General features: G+C 62.3%; 11 protein-coding genes. 10 read left to right on the top strand and 1 reads right to left on the bottom strand.

The window, feature by feature from the left end; genetic code table 11:
- The first annotated feature begins 1 nt into the window (after position 1).
- From THIMADRAFT_RS07940 to THIMADRAFT_RS27030, 10 genes are all read left to right on the top strand, one after another.
- On the top strand, positions 2 to 3,916 hold the full coding sequence (locus THIMADRAFT_RS07940) for a baseplate J/gp47 family protein (RefSeq protein WP_007192485.1): 3,915 nt from the start codon (positions 2 to 4) through the stop codon (positions 3,914 to 3,916).
- A gap of 108 nt (positions 3,917 to 4,024) precedes the next feature.
- Positions 4,025 to 5,536: a hypothetical protein gene (locus tag THIMADRAFT_RS07935; RefSeq protein ID WP_007192484.1), complete on the top strand. Its 1,512-nt coding sequence runs from the start codon at positions 4,025 to 4,027 to the stop codon at positions 5,534 to 5,536.
- Positions 5,537 to 5,617: 81 nt separating this feature from the next.
- Entirely contained in the window at positions 5,618 to 8,542 is a 2,925-nt protein-coding gene (locus tag THIMADRAFT_RS07930) for a hypothetical protein (protein ID WP_007192483.1), read from the top strand.
- A 64-nt stretch (positions 8,543 to 8,606) separates the two neighbouring features.
- Positions 8,607 to 10,973, top strand: a complete 2,367-nt coding sequence (locus tag THIMADRAFT_RS24570; RefSeq protein ID WP_267878400.1) for a contractile injection system tape measure protein — start codon at positions 8,607 to 8,609, stop codon at positions 10,971 to 10,973.
- Positions 10,970 to 12,310, top strand: a complete 1,341-nt coding sequence (locus THIMADRAFT_RS07920; protein WP_007192480.1) for an ATP-binding protein — start codon at positions 10,970 to 10,972, stop codon at positions 12,308 to 12,310. The genes THIMADRAFT_RS24570 and THIMADRAFT_RS07920 overlap by 4 nt, the downstream gene beginning before the upstream one ends.
- Before the next feature lie 82 nt (positions 12,311 to 12,392).
- Positions 12,393 to 12,962 (top strand): Pvc16 family protein, encoded by a 570-nt coding sequence (locus tag THIMADRAFT_RS07915; protein ID WP_324603132.1) that lies wholly within the window; start codon positions 12,393 to 12,395, stop codon positions 12,960 to 12,962.
- A gap of 12 nt (positions 12,963 to 12,974) precedes the next feature.
- Positions 12,975 to 14,129 carry a hypothetical protein gene (locus THIMADRAFT_RS07910; protein ID WP_007192478.1) on the top strand — a complete coding sequence of 385 codons (1,155 nt, stop codon included), beginning with the start codon at positions 12,975 to 12,977 and terminating at the stop codon, positions 14,127 to 14,129.
- On the top strand, positions 14,126 to 18,418 hold the full coding sequence (locus THIMADRAFT_RS07905; RefSeq protein ID WP_007192477.1) for a hypothetical protein: 4,293 nt from the start codon (positions 14,126 to 14,128) through the stop codon (positions 18,416 to 18,418). The genes THIMADRAFT_RS07910 and THIMADRAFT_RS07905 overlap by 4 nt, the downstream gene beginning before the upstream one ends.
- 287 nt (positions 18,419 to 18,705) lie before the next feature.
- Positions 18,706 to 21,243, top strand: a complete 2,538-nt coding sequence (locus THIMADRAFT_RS07900) for a hypothetical protein (RefSeq protein ID WP_007192476.1) — start codon at positions 18,706 to 18,708, stop codon at positions 21,241 to 21,243.
- A gap of 64 nt (positions 21,244 to 21,307) precedes the next feature.
- On the top strand, positions 21,308 to 21,460 hold the full coding sequence (locus THIMADRAFT_RS27030) for a hypothetical protein (RefSeq protein WP_007192475.1): 153 nt from the start codon (positions 21,308 to 21,310) through the stop codon (positions 21,458 to 21,460).
- Positions 21,461 to 22,380: 920 nt separating this feature from the next.
- On the opposite strand, the gene THIMADRAFT_RS24565 is transcribed toward THIMADRAFT_RS27030, so the two are convergent.
- Positions 22,381 to 24,432: SBBP repeat-containing protein (locus tag THIMADRAFT_RS24565; protein ID WP_007192474.1), on the bottom strand; the 2,052-nt coding region annotated here is incomplete at its 5' end.

Raw genomic sequence — 24,432 nt, 5'->3', positions numbered from 1 at the left:
GGTGAACGACCTAGAGGGCACCGTGCGCGCACAGTCCGATACCCTGGATCGTCGCAATTGGCGGGGTAGCCGGTTTCCACCGGCATTGGATGCCGAGCGGGTGCCGCTCGACAGTCGCACCGAGGCGGAATTGATCGATTACGCCTATCGGTACTCGACGCTTTTGACCTATGTCGACGAAGAGAACCAGCCGCGTGGGGATTGGAGTGCATTCCTCGCAGATGATGTCAGCTTCCTCCTGGCCCGTATCTGCGTGACCGACGCGCGGGGTGAGTATGCAGCAGGGCAACACAAGAGTCTTCAGGAGCAGCTGGATCTGGCGAGGCGGCACCTCCAGCGCTTGCGCGACTGGCAGGATCACGCCCAGGCGCTGGCGGAGCGTCGACCCGGCGCCGCGGTCGAGCGCCTGTTGCGCGACGCGATCGACACGGTCATAGAACAGGAGACCGCTGACCTCGGCTTGGGCAAGTTGGAGCAGCAAATAACGACGCTCGAGAACCAACGTACGACGGACGAGGAATGGATCCCCCTACGCACCCGCACTGCGTTGGAATTCAGCGCGGTCAACCGAGCGACTCGACGGTTGGTGGAGGTCGCGCCGGGTTATCTGGACATCTCGTTGCGGGAGAAGTCGGATCATCCCCCGCAGACCGGACTGTTACTGGCGTTCGTCAGTCTGCTGCGCGACGCCAAGTCCCATCTCAATCGAATCCCCGCGCGCCACCTGGATTATTACTACCGCACGGTGCTGGGCCTCGAGCCGCAGCCTGCGGTTGCGGATCGAGCCGCTGTCTGTCTGAGCCTGGCGGAGCCCTTTCGTGAATCCGTTGTGGTCCCAGAGGGTACACTGATCGACGCCGGCAAGGACCATCGGGGCCTGGCCATCCACTATCGCCTGGATAAGGAGTTGGTGGTTCGCCCGGCCCGGGTCAGGGAGCTGCGGGCGATCTTCGCACAGCGCCTGCCGGGGGACGGCGGCGATTGGATCCAGGGCATCCGGTTTCACCGAGAGACCTCGACCAATGCGTGGGACGTCCCGGGCGCGACGCTGAAGGATTCGGTTGCGGCGGGCGCTCCCACGCGGCTTGGTTTCGCCATCGCATCACCGGTCCTGCTGCTCCGCGAGGGCCGGCGTTATGTGGAACTCGATCTTGAGTTCGGGGCGGCCGAACCAAGGTCGCTGCGGCAGGCGATGGCAGCCTATGCCGATCGGGTGCGGGAGTTTGCAGGAGGACCGGTAGCCGATGCCGTGTTGAAGCGTTACCTGAGCGATGCCCTGTCTCTCAGCTACTCGGGTCCCCAAGGGCAGCCGGTGGCGGTGACTCGATACTGGATCGGCCCCGCTCCCGAGCCCGACAGGCTTTGTATCGCTTTTCTGCTCGAACCCTCGGACCCGCCGATGCTGCCCCGTGACGTCGAAGGCGATTCACCGGGCGATCCGACGGTTGTGGTCGAGCTCAACGCCGATGCCATGGTGCCGATCTACAGCGCGCTGCTTGGCCTCCAACTGGAGGGAGTCGCGATTCGCGTAGCGGTTCGCGGTCTGCGCAGGCATCTGGTGCTGCACGGCCCGCAAGGGCCGATTCCCCCCGGTGAACCCTTCCAGCCCTTCGGCGGAATTCCAGCTGAGGGCGCCTATTTCGTATTTTCCAGCGACGAGCTGTGGCGGAAGCGTCTCACCGATCTCAGCGTCCGGGTGATCTGGAACAATCTGACCGGCCCGGCAAAGGACCTGAAGAACTACTACGCGGGCTACGGCCTGGATATCCGCAACGACAGCTTTCGCGTGCGTTTCTCACGTCGGATGAATTATCGATGGATGCCCCTGGGGGCTTCTGCCGGAGACAGGCCCGCGACGGAGGAACGCGTAAGGCTCTTCGCCGAATCCCCGGAAAATCAGTCCGAGATTGCACCCGAGTCCCGTTGGCGGCTGGATGTGAGAGACACCTTCTTCGATATCCTCCGGCCGCTGGGGTCCGAGGCGAGTTTCGATCAGTCGGTGGAGACCGGATTCTTCAGCATGGTGCTGGACGAACCCGAATTCGGGTTCGCTCACTCCCGCTATCCCACGGTGCTGACCGATGCGGCGATGGAGCGCGCGCAGCGTGACAACCTCGGCAAGAAGATCGTCAAGCGTTCCAAAGATTTGATTTCGGCACTGACTCCGGGGGGGATCGGCAAGAAGGATGAGGACAAAAAGGACGCGAAGAATGGCGGCGCACAGGGTCAGGACGCCGCCAACAAACCGTTGCCGAATGCACCTTTTGTACCGGAGGCGGCCGCGATCACACTGGACTACAGTGCCACCGGGTATGTCGCCATCGAGCCATCCGCGCAGGTGCGCACCGATGCGGGCGATGGTCGCATCTATCGTCTCGATCCCTTTGATCCGTCTCGACTGCAGGCGCCGTCGTCTGCAATTCTCAGCGACTTCACGGACGATGGCTATGTGTTCATCGGCCTGGACGGGCTGCAGCCGTCCCAGACCTTGTCACTCTTCGTCGGACTGTTGGATCACGAGGGCGACGGGCGCGACTCGGATTCCCCGCCTGCCACCGATCGGCTGCGTTGGCGCTACCTGTCCGTCGATGGTTGGGCGGAATTGGTGCCACGCCAGCAGATCGCCGACGCGACTAACGGCTTCACCCGCTCCGGGATCGTCATCATTCGCCTACCTTCGGATATCGCCGTCCATCGAGGTTCGGACTCGGGCGCCGAGGTCTGGCTCTCGGTGTCCTTAATCTGCCCGCTTAGGAGAATTACCGAAACGACGGTACCCGGATCACGCCGTGAAGTGGAGCCTGGGACCGCTGGCGTCCCGCCGGCAAGTTTGGTCGGTACCGCGCGCCCGGGCCGGCAAGATGCCGGCGGTCCCAGTTGCGCCGGTAAGCGCGATACCGGAAATCGCCTGCGTTTGATCGAAAACCTGCGCGAGCTTCGTTGCAACGGGGGCACCGCGACCCGGGTCATGGTGCGGCGTGAGCAAGAACTCCCTGCGCAAATTCCGCCGGGGACGCTCAGCAAGTTGGTGGGTCGATGGCCGCAGATCGGCGAGGTCAGACAACCGGAGCCCTCTTGGGGCGGGCGCCGACAGGAGAGCGAGCGGGAGTTCCGGGTTCGCGTCAGCGAACGACTTCGTCACAAGCAGCGCGCCGTGCTGCCCGAGGACTACGAGAGCCTGGTGCTCCAAGAGTTTCCCTGGGTGCGCCAGGCGGAGTGTCTGCGGGCTGACCCCGGCGAGGTGAGGGTGGTGGTCGTGCCCTGTGCGGAGGCCGCGAGCGACAGCGCTCACCCCCGGGTCCCGGAGTATCGGCTCGACGAGATCGTTCGGTTTCTGGAGGTGAAGGTGAGCCCCGGGGTGCGCCGCATCCATGTCCGCTCCCCGCGGTACGAGCGCGTTCGGGTATTCGCCTGGGTGAGCTTGAACCCGGTTTTCGACGCCTCCGCGATCTCGCGACTTTACCGCTCCGTCGACGCGCACATTGCCCCCTGGCGTTCGGACCCCAATGAGCGAATAGAGATCGGCAGCGGGCGGGTCGATCTGGATCGGCTGTCCGAGGTGTTAATTGCAGAGCCCGCCGTGGCGCGGGTTCACCGCCTTTCGGTCCTGCACGCCTATCAACGGGCTCATGCAGGGGCATCGGACTCTGGCTGGAGGTTGTTCGACACTAGCCGCGTGGATCCGTCGAGCTCGCGCGCCCGGCGCGTGCGCTCCAGCACGCCATGGTCGGTACTCGTTCCCTCGTCACGACATCGTTTCTCAATCTGGCAGGGAGGGGTTGTCGGTCAGGCGTCGATCGGTGGCGAGCTCGAGGTCCTGGATGGGGAGGCTCCCGAGCGCTTCGGTGTCGCACCCGTGAGATCGATTGGTATCGGTGATTTGAGTATCGGCGAGGATTTCATCGTTGGGCTTTGAGCAGTGGCGCAGGGAGCCGGTGAGGTTCCGCGTAGCCGCCCGTGTCGAATTCAGCAGGCAAAGCTTCGGATCCCATGGGGACCCGAATCAGACTTGAGGAAAGGGAACATGACAAAACGAGACCAGGAGCAGACTGCGCCTGACGCGGAATGCGAAAAACATCCAACCAGTCGCGATGACCTCAAGCGGCGCTTCGGCCCCGGCGCAGTGCCGCGAGCCACGGATTTCTCCGCGCTGATCGATTCGATGGCGCACGTTTCCGAGGTCGAGGCGTTGGAGGCCCGGGAGGAATTGACCGTCGGGCCCAGGGACCGCCAATGGCGTCTCGCCGTCGAGAAAGAAGGCGCGCTGAGATTCACTGGAGCCGATGGCGGTTCGCAAGACGCCGATGATCAGTCGGAGCGGCGCACGGTGCGGATGCCGCGCCTGGAACTGGAGGAACGCCTCGGAGCCGAGGTTAAGAACCAGCCCAAGGGATCCGGAGCGGTGGCGGACAACAACTGGCACGAGATCGTGGATCTTGGCGACAGCCCCCGAGTGGTCGAGGTCGTCGCATCGACCGAAGGAATCCCCACCGCTTTTCGCCGCCTCTGGCTGGCCACTCGAGGCTTATTCGGGAAGACACAGCCGATCGAGCAGAGGAGCGCCGCCTGGGCGATCGTGGTCAGTACGGGCCGCGAAGCAAATGTCGGACGGGTCGACTGCATCGCGAACCCGAGGCGAGCCCGTGGTTGGCCATTCCTGCTCTGGCCGCTCGCGGTGCTGCTGATCCTGGGGGCCTTTGTCCTCAAGCCGATGCTGCTGTTCTCGTTCACGACGATCGATAAGGGTGAGCTCCTGCGCAACGGTTTGACCCCGAGTGGGATCCAGCAGGATCTTCACGACATCGATGTCGGTTTGCTGCAATTCATCGAGCGATGGTTGACGGCACCCCTGTTCTTCGAGGTCTGCGACTGGCAGCTGGAGCCCGATACGATCCCCGACGCGGGAGACGCCGATCAGCGATTGGAGAAGTTGGCGTCCGAGACGATCGAGAACAACTGGGAATGTGCTGCCCGCGCGATCCCCATCGAAGGAAATGAGGACGCAGGACAGAAGCTCGAGGTCAACCAATGGCTGGTGATGGCGGTCAAGACCGTGCAGGGAAAGGGCTCGGGCGCCGGGGAGCCCCCGCCGCCCGTGGTCGAAGTCAAGGAATCCAAGGTCGTGACCTATATCGGGGACGACAAGCCGCAGCCCGGATTGAGGGAGGACGGATATCCCGAGCAGCGTCTGGCGGCGATGCTGAAGCACGACGAGGGTACCGCTTCGGACAGGGTCAACGCAGTGTTTGCGGTTCTCGGCATATCCCGGGACTATCGCTTCGTCGGCTTTCGCACCAACAGTGTCTGGGCGCTGTCGCTCCTGCTCTTGGCGGTGATCGCCTTGGTCCTGTTGTGGCGTGTGAGCAGCCCCGCCGTTCACGCGTTGCAGTTTAGGATCGAGAAGGCTGACACCAAGGGTCCCCATGGGACACGACTGGCCCTGCAGGTTCGGTGCGGGATCTTGACGGTTCCCCCGGGCCGCGAAAAGGCGGGCGACTGGGCGCCGATCCACTGTCGCGTTACCCGCGTAGGCTAGGTTGGCGTTTACTCGGATTCCATGGTCGCGCGGCGCGGACTCTCCACGTCGTCCGGTCACCGGATCCGCTGGGTGGGCTCGATGAACACTGACGATCTACAGCCGATCAGCCGCTCCGCGCTGCAAGAGCCGGCCCTGGACTTCGCCCGACGTTACCAGGCCGGTCTGGAGCGGGTTCAGGCGTTGTCCGGCGATTTGTGGACCGACTACAACGATCACGATCCCGGCGTCACCATTCTTCAGCAGCTGTGTTTCGGTCTGACCGACGCGGCCTATCGGACCGAGCACAAGCTGGAGGACCTACTCGAATCCCTGGCGAACGAAACCGATCCGCCACGTCCCTCCCTGTTCACGGGAGACCGCATCCTCACCACGGCGCCGGTCACCGTCGACGATTACCGCGCGTTTGTAATCGACCGGGTGCCTAAGGTGAGGAACCTATGGTTCGAAACTGGGGAACCGAATAAGCCGCTGCGCGTCCTCGTCGACCTCTGGGACGATGGAGACGCACTATCTGAGGAATTGACAAAAAATGCGAGCGATAAGACGCTTGAGTCGGTACGGGAGTGTCTTAACCAGGCTCGTGGACTGGGCACCGCATTTCGGGTTCGGCAGATCGATCTACGCTTCTTCAAGCTGAGGATGGAGGCCCTGATCCTCGCCCCCGACGTCGCCGACATCGACGTGGTCGCGGAGCTCCTGTTCAGGTTAGACCTCTTCGTCAATCCGCCGCCCGAGTTCCTCGCCGTGGATACGCTGCTGCAGGAGGGGCAGGCGCCCGACCTGATCTTCGAGGGACCCCGGCTTTGCCATGGTGTCATCTCTCGGGCAAGCCTGGAGCGCAAGCCCGAGATCGCGTTGAATCGAGTTCGGTCGCTGGTGTTGTCCGTCGACGGCGTGCTTGATGTGAAGGGCCTTGAGGTCGAGGAGACCGGAAGCAAGCAAACCAATAGTGGCAGTGAGGCGCCACCCTGGGTGCCGCGCTTCAAGATCAGCAAAGAAGTCGTCGATGACATCCTGAACAAGTTGCGCTCTGGACGCATGCTGCGTTGGCCAACCCGTGCGAGCACCGATGGCGTAGACGACGTTTCTGCCGAGCAATCCAGCGACTACGAGTTGGTATTGGCAAGGCTCAGGCATCGCATGGAGCAGCGCCGACGCATTGCCAGCTACGCGGTGAAGAAGAACCAGGATCTCGCCTATGCATCATTGCCGCGAGGAAAGCCCGGCGGTCGGGGCCTGTCGCGCTACCGTTCGATCCAACACTGGTTTCCCGCGGTCTACGGATTGGGAGCCCGGGGGCTGCCGACCTCCATCATCGATCTCGACGCGGATCCGAACGTGCCCAGAGAGGTTCGCAGGCGTCGCCACCTGGCGCGGATTTTCCAACTGAAGGCGTACCTGCTGCTGTTCGAACAACTGCTTGCCGATCATCTCGCGCAGCTCGATGGCGCCAAGCGGCTGCTATCGCTGGCCCCCGATGAGCTGCGGACTTACTATTGCGCCGATTTCGTCTCGGACCCCGATGATCCTGATGCCCCGCCGCGCATCAGTCATTTGATCGGCCACGGCGAGTCCGCGGGAGATCTCGATACCCAAGCTAGGATTCGCCGGCACCGCGCGGCGATTGACGGAATCGTGGCCTGCGGCGATCCCGTCGAGCTGCGCCGAGGGATGTTCCTGGAGCACCTCCTGGCTCGATTCGGGGTCGGCTTCCCGGTTCGGCATCGGCGGCAGTTCTTCGATCCTCGCGTCCCATCCGAGGAGTCTTCAACGAATCGCCAAGCGCAGCCGGACCTTTCCGATTGCCTAAAGATGCGGCAGGAGGACCGGTTCAGGGAAAGCCTGGGACGAGACCAGCAGCGCTTCCTGGAGCAGGTGCCGGGGCTCACGGCGGCACGGGGACATACGTCCTTGTCCTTCGATTCACAGTGCGACGTCGAGAACGAGACGAGCGCAACGCTTGCGCCGCCGGGGGTGCCCGCCGACGATAGTCGTGACCTACACCCGATCCAGGAACGAATCCGGTTGCTGGCCGGGATGCAATCCGGCCCCTTGCTGGTGGAGCATCAGCTGCTGCGGAACCCCGCAGCTCCTGCGGGCATTGGGTGTCTGAGAATCCCACGCGACGGCGAGCCAACCCCGGAGGAACCGTGGTCGGAGAACTTCTGTATTCCGGAGGAAACCGGCGTCCTTCGCCTTTCCCTGGATGGCCCGTCCAGTGAGTACGTGCTGCACCTGGCCCGCCGGTACCTGGACTCGTCTTGGTCGGACGCCTTGTCCCGAGCGCTTTCCGTGGGTCGTTGCTGGAGCCAGGGCGAAATCGGCGACGAGCGCTATCGCGTCGGCTTCTGGTCAGGGTCGTTCGACGACGAGCCGATCGTCGTCCTCGAGGAGTTCCCATCCCTGGAGGATGCTCAGAAGGCGCTTCGCGGAGTCGTAGCCGCGTTGTCCCTCGCGCTGTGTTCCTGGTCGCAGTGGCTAAGATCCGTCGTGGAGGTTCCCCCATGGCAGTTCGCGCTGAGTCTTGGCGGCGATCGCGTGAGCGCACTCATCAAGTCGAGTCCCGACGACCACACGGAGGATCTCATAGAGGACTGGCGCATCTTCGTGGAGCAAACCGTCGCGGACAATATCCCCGCGCATCTTCAAGTGCAGTGCTACTGGGATCTCGAAGCCGACAAGGATGCTGCCCCCGAGCCGCGGTCCAAGGACGCCGCGACCGAGGACGGGGGAACCGCGGACAACAGGGACATGGAGCGTCGGTGGCGAGAGGCCGCGGGCAAGATTGCGCGCGCGATCGCGGTAGGGTGTGCCAAACGATCTGGCCCCGACGGGGATGAGGAGACGGGGACCTGCAAGACGCCAGCTCCCGAAGCGATGCTGCAACGCGAGATGCTTGATCGGATCGGACGTCTGGAGACGACACGGCTCATGGAGGAACCGATGCGATGGTTGTGCGAGTTGTCGCGACAGTCGAATTCGACACCCAGGGCACAAACATGAGTTGGCCCGAGGTCCAAGCCGAGTCGTTGCGCGCGACAGACCGGACGTTGCGGGGTTAACGGTCGTGGCTGCTCACGTGATTCGAGCGCTCCGGCTGGATCTCACCGTGCCAAGGCAGGCAAATGATTTCGATCTGGATGAGCTTCTGAATCGATTTGATGCCCGGTGGTTCGAACAGCGACTGAGCCCCATACTGGACGCCGTCTCACCCGGGGACCGTCGTGTCAAAGCGCACACCCTCGTGCTGGATCTCGGCGCGATATCCCTGGGGGCTTTGGAGGCCCGGCTCGCCGCGGCACTGGACGACCATCTGCAAGGCGCGATCCGTCAACAGCTGACCCAGGCGTCCAATGTCGCAGCGGGGGAAAGTGCAGGCGAGGCGGCATCCGATGTGTCGGCTCGGTTATCCCAATTGCGTTGTCTGCTCATTGACGGTGCGCGGCCCTGGTCCCTGGAGAGCGGCATCAAGGATACCGACGCCTTGCTCGAACTACTGATCCATTCGGCTCCCAAAGAGTTGCTGGAGGCCTTGAAGCGCTGGTCGAAAGAGCCGGTATTGGTCCCCCGGCTGACGGCCGCATGCTCCGAGGCGCGCCTGAGGGAACTGTTGGGTCTCCTTGGCCGGGATCGCGGCGAGGCCATCATAGACGCTGTTGACAGCCTCGTGGCGCTGCAGAGATCCCAGGGATTGATCGGGCTTCCTGCCGCCACCGTCGAACGCGAACTTTGGTCCGCGGCGTTCGGCGTCGTCCTCTCCGGACCCGGCCTGGTCGCGACGGGAGAGCCTGGGCAGGCCGTGTTTGCCCGATTCGCCGACCGGATCGGACTGGCGACGAATGCATTGCGCGAGGCTGTCAGGTCCAAGCCGGCGCCTTCGCAGTCATCGGGCTCGGACGACAGGGGCTCCCCCGGCCGCGAGATTCCTGTCGACGACCTCGACGCGCTTCGCCTGATACTCGTCGAGGGCCGGATATCCCAAAGTCATCTGAGCCTGGTCTTGAACCAGTTCGATCAATGGTTCGGGGCCTTGCTCGAAGGGCGTCGCGCCTTTCTGCTTGCGTTGTTGCGCCAGTTGCGGCATCGGCCCTGGACCATCGGACGTTTGTCGAGGTATCTCGATGGGGCCTTGGCCGAGCGTCTCGTCACCGCCCTGGAGCCATCCTACGCAGGTCTGTTGATCAGCTTGCTGCTCGCGGTTCGACGCTTGGAGGAGCGCGGGATGCTGGGCGTCGGGGCTGCGAAGTTGGCGCTGCAGGTGGTGCTCCTGCAGCTCCTGGCCCCGCGTGGGGGCGTCGATGCCAGGCTGTTGCTGGAGCTCGCAGTGGCGTCACTGGCTCTACGACTCGGAGTCACCGAGGCCGCACTCGCTCGGCTCCTGGCGGCCCACGCAACTCGTTGGGCCGAGACCGAGGCGCGTTTCTCGGTTCTGGCCGAGCTTCTGCACGCGCTGGTCGACCAAGGGGAGGAGACGCAACAGGAGGAGACTGCGGACTCTACGGCGTCAGCCCCGGTTGTGGAAGCACGGGGGTTGGCAGGGACGACGACCAGGGCAGCGCTGCTGACGGCGATACGCCGTTATCTCTATTCGGGGGAGGTCGTTCCTCCCTACCGCGACGCCTACGAGTTGCTGAGCCGGTTCGCCGCAACACAGCGTGGGACCGCGACCGACCTCAGCGGAAAGATGTCGCTGGCGGTCGACGTGCTTGCTCGTATCGCCGCGACGGCGGACCTGGACCGCGCCCAGTCCAACGATTTGCTGGCGCAGCTCCTGGACCTGGATGTAGTCGCCCGGGACAGCGACCTGAAGGCGCTCATCGTCGAGGTGCAAACCAGAATTAGGGCCGCCAGGCCACTGGCGGCGACGCGCCCTGGGACCAGTCAGTCGGCCGCCCACCAGGTCCCCGAGGCCGGCAATGACACGGAAGAGCACTGGTTCGTTCAGAACGCCGGTCAGGTGCTGCTGCATCCATTCCTGCCGCGCTTCTTCGGGGCGCTGGAACTGCTCGACGGAGACCGATTCAAGACACCCGAGCATGCGTGCCGTGGGGTGCATCTCCTCCAATACCTCGTAGACGCCAACAGTCACAGTCGCGAGCCCGACCTGCTGCTCAACAAGATCCTATGCGGTCTGCAGCCGAGGTTTCCGGTGCTTGAGGGAATCACTCTGAGGTCGGAGGAGATCGAGCTGAGTCGGGAACTCCTGGGTGTCGGGGTCGTGGGCAACTGGAAGGCGCTGAAGAACACCTCCGAGGACGGTCTCAGGGAGGCTTTTCTGCGAAGACCGGGCCGACTGAGCCGGCGCGACGATCAAGACTGGTCGCTGGCGGTCAGCCGCAAGACCCTCGACATCCTGTTGGACCGCTGCCCATGGTCGGTCTCGGTGATTCGGCTACCGTGGATGCAACAGACGCTTTACACCAGTTGGCGATGAAGACCGTTGACGACAGCGTGGCCATGATCGAGGCGGAGCTTGATTGGCTCTCCCGTGTGATCGACGCGTCGATCGGCCGGTACTTCGACGACCAACAAACGGTGTCTGAGATCACCGAGATTTCCCCCCCGCAACTGGACGACAGCGCGCTAGGTCGATTCATTGGGATGTTGGATGCTTCGTTCTCCGAGCGCGTCGTCCTCGCGCTCGCCCTCGCACCGCACCTGCGTCCACATTTGCTCGATCCCTTTTGGACCAAGAATCGGCAGATCGAGCGCGGCTTCACCCAGTTCGGGGGGACGGTACTGGAACCCCACGGCGGGTTTTGGCCGACGCTGGAAACGGCGGCGTTCATGGTCGCCGGCGACGATCTACGGCGACGATTGAGCCTACTGCAATTGCTGCAGCCGGAGCATCCGTTGATGGCGCATGGCGTCCTGGATACCACGGATGCCGCTGCCTATCCGAGCCTATTCGATACGCCCATTCGGATTCGCAGAGAACAATTCACCCGCTTGACGATCAATGCGCCTTATCGACCCGTTTTCAACAGTCATTTCCCGGCGAAACCCTTGGAGTCGCTGAAGGAGTGGGATGACCTGGTGTTGCCTTCACGGGTGCTGAACGACGTGCTGGCGATCAAGGCATGGATCGACCACCGGCAGACCTTGTTCGGCGAATGGCAGTTGCATCGGCGCCTCAATCCGGGGTTCCGGGTGCTGTTTTACGGTCCCCCGGGTACCGGTAAGACCATGACCGCCGCGCTCTTGGGCAAGGCCACCGGTCTCCCTCTCTACCGCATTGACCTCTCGCTGGTCATCTCGAAATGGATTGGCGAGACCGAAAAGAATCTGGCGAACATCTTTACTCAAGCGGAGCATCATGACTGGATCCTCTTCTTCGACGAGGCCGATGCACTTTTCGGTCAGCGCACACAGACCAGCAGCGCCCATGACCGATACGCGAACCAGGAGGTTTCCTACCTGCTTCAGCGCATCGAAGACTTTCCGGGGGTCGTGCTTCTGTCGAGCAACCTTCGGGGAAACATGGACTCGGCGTTCTCGCGCCGATTCCAGTCGGTGATCCATTTTCCGGTGCCGGAGGCCGAGGAACGCCTGCGCTTGTGGCAATCCTTGTTTGCGCCGCCGTTGGTGCTGGATTCTGATGTAGTGATGGAGGATCTGGCGGAGCGATATGAAATGACCGGCGGGGCGATCTGCAACGTCTTGGGCCATGCTTCGTTGATGACCGTGAAGCAGGGGGGTAAGTCGTTGCGACTGAAGGATATCAAGGAGGGAATCCGACGAGAGTACGCAAAGGACGGGCGGACGCCATGAGGACAACAAAGCAGGGTAGCATCGGTTTGTCGTTCCGCCGCGTGCAGCAGATCGATTGCCGGACTGATCGAGAATCCAGGGGGTGCGAGTGATCTTCAAGGTACTTGAATTTCTGCGAAGCGAGATCGACGAGCACTTGATGTCCCGCTTCGAGGTCAGCGAGAGCATCGCGGTACTCTCGAACCTTGTCGATCGCGATGGCACGCCTGCCGCGAACATAGACGACAAGATCGTTCTGACCTTGGCAAAGGTCGAGCGGGTGGCCGCGGTCGCCCCACCACTGGCCTCGTACCGGCCGGACGGCAATCAGAGCATGCTGACCGAGAAGACGTTGCCCTTGAATCTATCCCTGCTGATATCGGCAACGAGCAAGCATTATCCCGAAGCCCTCAAGCATCTCAGTGAGACGCTGACATTCCTCCAAGCCTGCTCGTTCTTTACCTCGGAGAATGCAAGCAAGCTCCCCGATGAAGTCCAGAGAATTGCAGTGGATCTGGTGGACCTGGATTTTCAGCAATTGAACAATCTCTGGGGAATTTTCGGAAATCGCTACATCCCGTCGGTGCTGTTCAATCTGCGACTGGTCTTGTTGACGCGTCGGGACTCGGCGGATTCGGTTTCACCGATCCGCGGCATCGATACCCAGTTATAGCGGGGAGGCACCATGGATTTCTGGTTCGAGCACCTGTTCAGCATCGAATGCCGCCATGATTTCTACGGCGATGGCCCCTGTCGTGCGATCGAGATGCGCCCGACGCCCGAGTGTGATGCGTTGCTGCAGCGCTTTGGCTGCATTTTCCGTCCCACTGCCGAGGGCGGCGCGGTGTATTTCGATTTCAGGAGGGCGGACCCCGGGTCGATTACCTACAACGGTTCCACGCGGGGTGAGGCCCTCCTGGGGGCTTTCGATGGAGTACGGCCGTTCAGCTTCATTGTGGTCAATCGGGAACCATCTTTCGATGCCTTCACGAAGGTGCCCCAACGCACGCATGATCGTTCGCAACAGCTTCGGCTGTTCGACAATCGCCAGTTGCGTGATGGGGGTGAATTTCTGCTATTGCATGAGACGGGTGCGCTCGGTCGGTCTCTGCCTTTAAAGCGCCCGGCCTTTCGACACGAATTCGAGGACGAGCAAACTGCGACGAAGTGGCGAGTAGGTCCGCTTGGTGCGACCTGCGAGGAAGCGGAGGCGGAAGCCGATGCGCCCGGTGAACCTTACCGGGAGGTCACGATGGATCTCTCGGGTCTGTCGCCCGGCGCCTACCAACTGATGCTCTGCAAGGACGATTTCAGCACCCTGGAAACCGTCGAGTTTTATCTCGACAGGGCTTTCGCCAAGCCGAATTGGGGGATTATCGAGATCTTTCTGCGCAGCCCCGGCGCCGCGGAAGGAGCCGAATGCATCGACGCGTCGGGCAAAATCACGAGCAGGCGTTTCGGCCTGCGGCTCCCGGCGCGGGAGGCGGTGTTGAAGTGCTATGTCGCGCCAGAGGATGCCGACAAGAACCTCACCGGCTTTCGCATCAAGGACAAGGTAAAGAACGGTACGAAGGTCATCGAATTCTCCGATCCGGAGGAGAAGCCGACTGGTGAGCCCCCGTTCACCGGTAAGCGAGCGTGGGTCTTCCAGACCAGCGTCGCGGTCCCGTTGACGGAGCGGATGCGGCGGGGGCATGAGTTGACGCTGGTCGACGACGGCGACAACGCCGCATTGAGGATTCGGTTCCCCTCTCCGCGATCCGCGAAGCCCCAGAGCGATCGGCCCGGCGATCCGTTTGTCGCCGCAGTTTTAATCGACCTGCCCGACAAGGAGAAATGAGAGCCCTCGCCACCAAGACCGAAGGGGAGCGCTCAGCGCCGGGCGGGGCGACGGCTGCGGCGAACCGGCAGCGGGACCTGGATGGTTTCACCGGTCCCTCGCTCCTTGAACCCGCGCTGGAACCGGCGATCGGACCTGAGTCGGAATCTTCGTCCGCCATCGGAGAGAAGGTCCCCGAGGCCGTTGCTTCAGATTCCAAGTTGGGCCCCGGTCAACGGGCGATGGGGTCTCTGAGTCGGTTGAACGCCATCGTCAACCGCAGCGCGAAGGTGGCCGCTCTGAGCAAGCTGGACGTCGCGTTGAACGCCCGGCCCGATTCGGGCGAGGTGGCCAGGGTCGCGACACCGCGCAGGAATCCGGTGGCGGACGAAGGACTGAGCACAATCGCGGCTGCGCCGATGGGCGCTGGCCGCGGAGCTGAAGGCACCACCGTGGAGCAGCGATTCCCGGTGATTGACGCCTCCGCGCCGGCTGAACAAGCCGGTGGAGAGCAGGAGGCATCGGGTGCGGCTCCCGAGCGCAGCTCGGCTTCCTTGATCGCCTTCATGCGCCAGCCGGCCTCTGAGATCGCCGGCGGATTCGACGCCATTGGCCCGGCGCTCGCCGGGCAGATGGGCACGGAGCGCATGGAGTCAAATGCGCGCCCGCCGGAGATCCAGGCGTTCCTACCCGGGGCCGACCCTGGCGCGTCGGACCAGGGGCCCAGGCTAGGTCAGAATCCGTTGCCAAACGCGGTCGGGGACCTGCTCGAACCTGCCGACCCCGCGGGGCCGGAGTTTGGCGCGCAGGAAGCCCAGGTGCCCGGGCAGCCAGGCGGCCACAATCTCAGTACCGATGCCGGCCCGGCGCCGACCTACAGGGTTGATGGCGAGACCTCACCGGCGCGCGCCGACGCAACCCGCGCCAACGCATCGAGCCAGGCCGCGGGGGCACGGGACGCGCTGGCCGGCGACATTGCGTCGGATCGATCCGGGGAGCGCATCCAGCCCATCGGTGTAGACCGTGCCGACGCGCTCAAGCTCGAGGAGAAGGACAGGTCGATTCGCACCGAGTCCAGCCTGGAGATGCTGGACTATGCCGGTGCGCCGGTTCCCGGCTCGGTGTTCCAGATCGCCGACGGCGACCTTGCCCCGCTGCTCGACGCCAGCCTCGAAGGCCCAAGACGCCAGATCGCAGACGCCGCGGCCAAGAGGGACCAGTCGCGCGCCGAGGCCGTCCAGCAGGGCCAGCAGGAGGCGGATCAGGCCCGCGATCAGGCGCACGCCGAGCAGCAGGCGGCCATCGCCGACGGGCGCCGCCAGGTGGAGGCCACCAAGCAGCAGGGTCTGACCGAGAGCCAGGCGGAGCTGCGGCGCTTCGAGACCCAGGCGGATGCCGAGCACGAGCGGACCCGCGGGGACATCGAGAGCCGCATCGCAACCGATCAGGCGGCGGCGGACAAGGCCATCGCCGATGGCGAGCAGCAGGCACGCGCGGAACAGGCCGAAGCAGAGCGCCAGGCCGCGGAGGCCGAGGCCGAGAAGCAGCGGCGCAAGACCCGGCGCAAGAAGAAGGGACTTTGGGGCAAGATCGTCGGCTGGGTCGTCGAGATTTCCCAGGCTGTTCTGGACTGGTTCAAGGCGCGTCTGAACGACATCTTCGACCTCGCCAAGCGTGCGATCAAGGGCATCCTGGAAGGCGCCAAGAAGCTCGCCGTCGGCATCGTCAGGAGCCTGCGCACGGCCGTGATCGGCATGATCAAGGGCCTCGCCACGGTCCTGACGACCCTGGTGAGCACCTTCCTGTTCTTCCTGCCGAGTCTGCGCGATCGCATCAACGGCGCCATCGACAATGTGGTGTCGAATACCGTTGCCGTCGTCGACCGCATCGCCCAGACCCTGGAGGACAAGGTATCCGCTCTAGTCGACAAGGTCGGCGGCCTCCTGAACCGGGTCGTCGAGGTCTTCGAGATCGCGGTGATGACCACGTTGACCGTGACCGCGGCCCTGCTGCGTGGCGACTTCAAGGGAGCGGCGCGGGCGCTGTTCATCGCCGCCTGCAAGACGCTCGGCATCGACGGTGAGATGCTGCTGTCCATCCTCGCCGATGCCGCCAGCGCCCTGATCCACATCATCAAGAAGCCCGCGTCTTTCCTCGGCAATCTGCTCAAGTCGGTCAAACAGGGCTTCGGCAGCTTCGTCGCCAACTTCAAGGACCGCTTCAGTCAAGGCATGGGCGGCTGGCTGTTCGGCAACCTGGCCCAGGGCGGTGCGCAACTGCCCAGCAAGCTGGACCTCAAGTCCATCTTCACCATGATCACCCAGGTGCTCGGCTTTACCTTCGAGTTCGTCCGCGGGCGGGCGGTGCGCAAGGTCGGTGAGCACAAGGTCGGCATCCTGGAGCAGGTCCTGACCCAGGTGAAGACCCTGGTCACCGAGGGGCCCGCGGCGGTCTGGAACTGGGTCAAGGACCAGGCCGCCAAGTTGAAGACCCTGGTGGTGGAAACCGTCAGCGACTGGATGGTGACCCAGCTGGTCGCCAAGGCAGCCATGAAGCTGGCCACGATGTTCACACCGGTCGGTGCGTTCATCCAGGCCATCAAGATGATGTACGACACCATCATGTTCTTCATCGAGAAGGCCAAGGACATCATGGCCCTGGTGAAGTCCATCACCGCCAGCTTCAAGCAGATGGCCCAGGGCGCCGTCGCCGCCGCCGCCAACTACATCGATCAGTCCATGGCCAAGGCCATCCCGCTGATCATCGCCTTCCTCGCCAAACTTGTCGGCCTCGGCGGACTCGGCGCCAAGGTGCGCCGGATCGTCACCAAGCTGCGGGAGCCGGTAACGAGGGCGATTGATTTTGTGCTGGATAAGATCATCGGCGCGGCCAAGGCTACCTGGAAGGGCATAAAGACAGGAGTACAGCGCCTGGCGGATTGGTGGAACGCTCGGGAGACCTTCCGCGATCAGGATGGTGAGGAGCACCAGCTCTATTTCGAGCGAGCGGCCGACGGTGGGACTTACCGCCTCATGCTAGCCAGTGACCCGCAAGACATGGAGATTTTTCTGAGGGAAACACGGGGAGAAAGAACGCCCGCGGAAAGCGCTGAGATCGACGCCTGTTACGTGCCGATCAAGCGGGCTACGCATGAACCAAGCAAGACCGAAGATGACGAGGCACGTTCCAATATCGTTCGCCCGAGCCTTGCAAAGCTAAGGGGCGTTCTTGAGCGCATGCGCTCCGGAAAGCCCATGCTCTATCCGTCGGGAGAAGAAGTCGGCGTTGGCGAGCAGCTATTTGCTGGGGCGCTGCTCGGGAATTTCGTTAAAGACCCGAGTTACTGGCATCTGATTGGTCAGGCGATTGTCGGTTTTACACCGTACGGTGTTGCAGCCGATATACGCGATACGATCGAGGTGCTGAATCGGCTTTTTCTCGAGAAACAGTATAGCGATCCCTATGTTTGGCTAGAATTAGCACTTGTTCTGATTGGGTACATCCCTGGAGTCGGTGATCTCATAAAGCTTGGAGGTCGCGCTGCACTAAAATCAATGCGTCGACTTAAGTACGTTGAGGCGCTATTGAAGTACGGCGCCGAAGCGATCCAAAGGATCGTAGCAACTACGGCTAGGTACGCGGTCGATCTCGTTAGTCGCGCTAAGGAATTTCTAGGAAGGTTTGTCTCAAGAATTTCTCAAAGACCTCAAACAATCGAAGAGCTAGTCTGGGTCAATACGAGGTCTAAGAAGTACCATCGTGCGGGCTCCCGCCATTATGAAAGGATAGAGCGTACTCAAAGTCCGGCATCTCATTGGGAGAAAATGCCGGTTCCTGCTGCGGAAACCAGGGGTGCAGAAATTGCGGGCGACTCTGTGCTTGGGTCGGGAGGATTCACAAAAGCCGATGAGCGGCGCCTGCGTAGCCGTGTGTCAAAACCAATCAGAGATGCAATGGTTGACGTTGGCGATGGTCCGTTCTTTGATCCGTTGGTGAAAGGAATTGTGGCAGGAGCGCCAGAAGCAGATCATATTGTGCCTTTCTCGAAGATTATACGCATGGAAGGGTTTGATAAACTTACCCCACAACATCAAAAGCAAGTTTTGAGTTACTGGCGAAACTTCCAAGCTTTTGCGCCGGATGTGAACGCATCTCGGGGGAATCGAACATTTGCCGAATGGCGGGGGAAAATGAAGGGGTGGGAGCATAGAGGAATTGACGAGAAGTTCCTCGATAAGATGATTGGGCTCGAAACGGAGTTGGACTTTGAATTGCGTGAACTAATCAACGCGAAGCTTCGGCGTCAATAGGTAGTCGGTGATGGCATACCATTGGATATGCTGATACTTGTTTCCGCGCTTTCCGAGACAGGCCACAATTTTGGAGGAGATCGATATCGCTTCGCTATAGGCCACCCAACGCGCTCGTCTGGGACGGCGCGCGTAGTGGCAGGATTTAGCCTCAAGTCATTTGTGAGTGGGCAGCCGGCCCGGCCTTACGGGTGCGCGTTCCGAGCGTCGGGCTTGCAGGCGCGAATAGGCTGTTGCGGTCTACAGAATGCCATTGCTGAGCCGCGCAGCTCGAAACTGGAGCAGTCATGAGCGACAAAGGTGGGGGAAAGGAAGAAGCCGGCAGCGACGTCGCAATCCTCAGCGTCCACGGCGTTGGCGACCCTGCGCCCGGGGTGCCGTCGCGCGAGGTGGCCAACCTGTTGCTGCGGGACGATGTCTTAGGCGGACCGGGTGCTGGGGGGAGCTGCTTTGTGTCGTCAGCTATCAGCCTACCGGTGGAATCGAGCTGGGCGTCGCCTGGCGACAAGTCGGCAGGGAAGGACGACATCGGGATTGCATGGTCTCGCGCGGTGCTGGCCGGGATGCGCAGGGATCACAGGACGCAGATGGGAGCCACGGCGACCGAGGGCGAGGACACCACAACGGAGATCTACGACACGGTTTGTCGCACCGTTTCCATGGACGGACCAGGCGGCACCAAACCGCGAGTGGATCTCTACGAGCTGCTGTGGGCGGACCTCTCCCGCGCCCCCGGATGGCTCCCCCGGTTCCTGCTCACGCTATATCAGCTGACCTTTCGACTCGCGCTGCATGGCGGTCGTGCCGCGAGACAGGCCCTGGAGCATGAGCCCGATTCGTGGGTTCTGAAGCTGTCGGATCGCGTGCATTCCGTCGTGGGTTGGCTGCTGCCGACGACCATCCCATTGCTGAATCTGTTCCTGCTGACACTGGCGTCACCGATCTTTCTCGAGCTCATGCCAGGGGAAGCGCGGCCCGCGATCGGCGCTGGCCTGGCGGCGCTCGTCGTGCTCTTGGTGCTGACGAAGATCAATGCCCAAACGCGGTTGATCGGTCCCGGCATCGTCGCGTTGCTTTCTGGTATCGCTGCGGCGGGTATCTTCCTGTGGCCAGTAGAGCAGCAGATTGCGCTCGCCGGCTGGCTCACGCTCGTGCTGGCGGTCGCGTGGGCAACCTGGGCCTCGCGATTGCTCGTTCGGGGCTGTGCGTGGCCGTTGCGACTTCTACCTTATCTCACGCTCGTCTACGTAACCGGCTGGATCATCGTTGGATTGCAGGGTCCGGGCGATGTGGCCGCCGCGCACGCCCCGCTGGTCTCGGCCGCGACCGCCATCCACGGAGTGTTCTTCGTGCTCCAAATCGTCTGGTTTCCCGTTTTCGCGGCGCTCCTTGTGCTCCTTCTTGTGTGGATGTTCGAAAGGGCCCGATCCGGGGACGGGTCGCGCCAAAGGGTTCAGGCGCAGTTCACGGGGGTGCTCGGCGTCTCATTGTCGACCACTTTGTTCCTGCTGTTGACGGTCGTGCTTTGGGCGGTAGTGCTGGCAGCCCTCGGGGAGTCGTCCCTCAAGGATGTTCAATTCAAACGGCCGTTCCCCCTGGTGAACGAACAATTGGCCGAGTACGCGCTGAACATTGATGCGAACGGCACTCCGGAAGAGGGGTCTGGTCTAGACGAGGACAGCGCGGCTGGCGGGGTGCCGGCGGGTCGGATTGGCGATGGGACTTTGCAGGCACCAAACAGCGCCAGTGCTCCCGATCTGAGCGCTGCCGACGACGACAGTAGCGGCAAAGAAACTGCGGCGAAGCAACCCAGGCCTTGCCCGACAGATCAGGATTCGCTGGCCTGCTACGCCGATGAGCTGATGGTTCTGAGCACCGGACTCGGCGTGAACACCTTCTTGCTTGCCCTGGTGCTCTGTCTGCTGATCCTGCTCGCATCGGTCCTACCGAGCACGGCGCTGGAGGGGAATCCTCTGCCTCTGCGTGAACGGATGGATGGGTGCCGTACGGATCGCTTGAAGCGCTGGCTGGATAGTGGCTTCGTCGCGATGGCCGGAGCGGCCTGGGTCTTATTTACGGGTCTTGCCGTTTTGGTGGCGGGCTATTCTCTCGGCCTCGTCAAAACTGAATGGCTTCCACAGACCTTACTGGGGAATACTTTGGTCACGGCGTTGGGCGCTGCCATCTCGTTATCCGTGCCCATGGTATTGCTGTTTCGTGACCAGCTCCCGAATGCAATTCGCATCCCGCTGGACATCATTCTGGACGTGGATACATGGCTGAATCGGCACAGTGGGCCGTCAAGTTACCCGCGCGGGAAGATCCTGGCGCGCGCGCTGAGCCTGCTGCGTTGGATGCACTCGACCCATGGATATCGGCGCATCGTCATCGTCGCCCCCAGTCAGGGCTCGGTGATCACGGCGGATCTACTGCGCCTGCTGAAATCCGATCCAGGCATGGTGCGCCGGGTGTTCGGCGATTCGCCGCCTGATATCCGGCTGATCACCGCCGGTTGCCCACTGCGCCAGCTCTATGCGTTGCGCTTCCCCACCGAGTACGGATGGGTCGAGAAGGCGGAGACCCGGGGTCCGGATCCCGACGACCTCTTCGGGGTCTCCAAATGGATCAATCTCTATCACTCCGGGGACTATGTCGGCCGGGCACTCTGGGAACCGGAACCGGACAGGCCGATGCCGTTGGGAGACAACGCGATCCCGGACGAGGTCGACAAGATGGATGTGCTGCTCGGCGCCGGTGCCCATACCCACTACCTCGACGGGGACGACCCGAGGGTGCGCGACATTCTCCGATCCGAGCTGGAGTGAGCTGCTCGGAGCAGCACTGGGAAGGAGCGAGCGGCGGACAAATTGAGTCGTTACGAAGGATTCGATGACATTCGAAGTGGAATTCACGACGGATATCCGGGAGCCCTGGAAAGATCAGAGTCTGCCGATGACCCGTCGCTGGCGTGGGGTCGCCGAGGTCGATGAGGCGATGATCAGGCGGCTGATGCAAGTATGGTGGGAAGAGATCGAGCGGTAGGTCGAGTGGGCTCCGGCGCTCGGCTTGATACGCGCGGTTCTGCCGGTCTCCCGTCGCTTCCATGCCTATCCGGTTAGCTCCCAAGATGGTAGATCCTGGGTAGCGTCACCCGTGCCAAACACGATGATGTGTCCACCCTGCCTCGCAACGCCTTGCACTGATGTGAGTTCTCGCCCGGCACCGCGGTCCCAAACATGTTGCGAGTTTTGATCATCCGCCTGAAGCTTGGCTTGGGAGGCAACCGGATAGGCATGGTCGCTTCTACCGCCCCGAGCTCGCGGTCTACAAGCGGGAGGTCGTCTCAAACTCCAAGCAACTGGACCTGGCCCTAGGGCACCTGGCGCTGCTCCAGAGCATGTACTCCCTGGCGCAGATCGGCGACGGTGCGCCGCCGAGAGAGCGCGAGGATTCGGATTGGTGCCTCGCGGATGTGGCCTGCACCAAAGGTGAGATCAACGGGCCGCCGTTCACGCTTGTCAGATGAAATAGCGGACCTACCACGCAATCTCCCATCAATGATGGCTCCCGCATTGCGCGAGCGGCCTGGCCCAGTCTTCGCGTTGCCGTTTCAGCCCAGTTCGATTTAGTGTCTGCTAAAGGAGCGGTTGCGGCCGATCACTCGCTCCGGCTGAGCGTCCGGACCTGGCCGACAACGACCCTTCAGGACCGCAAGACTGAAAGGCCGCGACTGACCGCTGATGGGGCCATGCTGCCCATGAGCAGTCAAACGGCGGTGTCTGCTTTGAGGCCATACTGCTATCCGGATTTACGACCTGAGGTTCCCCCGAAATTTAGTCTTCCAAGGGTGGCGTAGACTGTCTGTCAAACTGGAGACGATGATGCAGAAGATCCCGAAGCAAGAGTACACCGCCGAGTTCAAGGAACGAGGCGCACACGGCCTTTGCTTCCGTTCATCGGGTTCAGTGAGCCCAGCGTCCACCGATGGGTTTGGTGCCCTGAAAGCCAAATGAAGAGGTGGCGTCATCCGCCGCATCCCAGTGTCCGTTACCGTTGACATCGAGGAACCACCTGCCAGCGCTGGGATAGTAAAGACCGATCGCGTCGACGTCATCACCGTTCCAATCGCCGGTTACCGGGAGAGAGCCTTCCCCGCCGCCAAAGCCGAAGTCAATGTCGGTACCCTCTGCCCAGAAGCCATCGCCGTTGACATCGAGGAACCACCAGCCCGCATGGGGGTAGTAGAGGCCGATCGCGTCGACGCCATCACCGTTCCAGTCGCCGGCGACCGGGAGAGAACCTTCTCTGCCGCCAAAGCCGAAGTCGATATCGGTACCCTCTATCCAGAAGCCATCGCCGTTGACATCGAGGAACCACCAGCCCGCATGGGGGTAGTAGAGGCCGATCGTGTCGACGCCATCGCCGTTCCAGTCGCCGGCGACCGGCAGAGAACCCCTCCCGCCGCCAAAGCCGAAGTCGTTGTCGCTACCCTCTGTCCAGAAGCCATCGCCGTTGACATCGAGGAACCACCAGCCCGCATGGGGATAGTAGAGGCCGATCGTGTCGACGCCATCGCCGTTCCAGTCGCCGGCGACCGGCAGAGAACCCTCCCCGCCCCCGAGGCGAAAGATGGCATCGGCACCGCCTGTCCAGAAGCCGTCGCCGCTGACGTCGAGGTACCACCAGCCGGCGCTGGGGTCGTAAACGCCGATAAAGTCGTCCTGCGGCGCGATCTTGACGATGAAGATGTCATGATCAGATGCAGGGGTCGGATAGACGGCGTGGACCGTGGGGAAGTCTTCCGAGTAAGTATCCCCTGTGATATACGCGTTGCCGGAGCTATCCACCGCGATTCCGCCACAACCGCAATCAAAGCGACTACCGCCCAGGTAGGTGGAATAGTCCAGGGCGTTGCCGGCGGCGTTGAGCATCAAGACGAAAGCGTCTGCATCGCCCAATGGGTTTGGATAAGGAGCGTCCACGGTGGGGAAGTCCGAAGAGAACGTGGCCCCGGCCACGTAGGCATTGCCGGCGCCATCCAGAGCGATTCCGTAGCCTGCGTCATCTTCGCGGCCGCCTAGGTAGGTGGAATAGATTATCGAATCGCCCGTGGCGTTGAGCTTGAAGAGGAAGGCATCGTACTTCCCCAGATGGATTGGATAGAGGGCGTTGACGGTGGGAAAGTCCGAGGACTCGGTCAACCCCGTGACATAAGCGTTTCCGGCACCGTCCACCGCAATGCCGTAGACGTCGTCATAGTCACTTCCACCGAGGAAAGTTGAGTAGTGTCCCGCATTGCCCGCGGGGTTGAACTTGAAGAGGAAGACGTCGTAGTTTCCTGTAAGGCTTGGATAGAGCGCGTTGACCGTGGGAAAATCTTCCGAGTGAGTGATCCCAGTTACATAGGCACTACCAGCGAGGTCCACCGCGATGCCCCAACCGGAGTCACCGTCACTTCCGCCCAGATGGGTCGAATAAGCCAACGCATCACCCGCGGCTGTCAGCTTTGTAACGAAGGCGTTTCTCCATCCGGAAAGGTTGGGATCGAAAGCGTTTACCGTGGGGAACTCCCATGAGGAAGTATTCCCTGTTACGTATGCGTTTCCCGCATCGTCCGCCGTGATGGCCGCACCCTCGTCCCACCTGCCGCCTCCCAGGTAAGTCGAGTAGATGACCGAGTCGCCCGCCGCGTTGAGCTTGAAGACGAAGGCGTCGTCCTCGCCGGCGAGTTTCGGATAGAGGGCATTGAATGTTGGGAAGTCTGGCGATCTGGTATGCCCGGTTAGATAGGCGTTGCCCGCACTGTCGATGGCGACGTCCGCGCCGAAGTCAAAGTCGTTGCCGCCGATGTAAGTGGAGAAGACCAGCGTCTCGCCTGTAGCGTTCAACTTGACGAGGAAAACATCGGTAGATCCCGAGCTGTGCGGATATACCGCGTTGACTGCGGGGAAATCTGCCGAAAATGTGTACCCTGTCACATAGGCGTCGCCGGCATCGTCCACTGCGATCTCTTC

This window comes from Thiocapsa marina 5811 (assembly GCF_000223985.1).
GTDB lineage: Bacteria > Pseudomonadota > Gammaproteobacteria > Chromatiales > Chromatiaceae > Thiocapsa > Thiocapsa marina.
This window is presented reverse-complemented; position numbering and strand designations above follow the sequence as displayed.

Bases quoted from the DNA above. Each gene is read 5' to 3' on its own strand.
- THIMADRAFT_RS07935 (WP_007192484.1), top strand. From the start codon at position 4,025: ATGACAAAACGAGACCAGGAGCAGACTGCGCCTGACGCGGAATGCGAA.
- THIMADRAFT_RS07930 (WP_007192483.1), top strand. From the start codon at position 5,618: ATGAACACTGACGATCTACAGCCGATCAGCCGCTCCGCGCTGCAAGAG.
- THIMADRAFT_RS07920 (WP_007192480.1), top strand. From the start codon at position 10,970: ATGAAGACCGTTGACGACAGCGTGGCCATGATCGAGGCGGAGCTTGAT.
- THIMADRAFT_RS07910 (WP_007192478.1), top strand. From the start codon at position 12,975: ATGGATTTCTGGTTCGAGCACCTGTTCAGCATCGAATGCCGCCATGAT.
- THIMADRAFT_RS07905 (WP_007192477.1), top strand. From the start codon at position 14,126: ATGAGAGCCCTCGCCACCAAGACCGAAGGGGAGCGCTCAGCGCCGGGC.
- THIMADRAFT_RS07900 (WP_007192476.1), top strand. From the start codon at position 18,706: ATGAGCGACAAAGGTGGGGGAAAGGAAGAAGCCGGCAGCGACGTCGCA.
- THIMADRAFT_RS27030 (WP_007192475.1), top strand. From the start codon at position 21,308: ATGACATTCGAAGTGGAATTCACGACGGATATCCGGGAGCCCTGGAAA.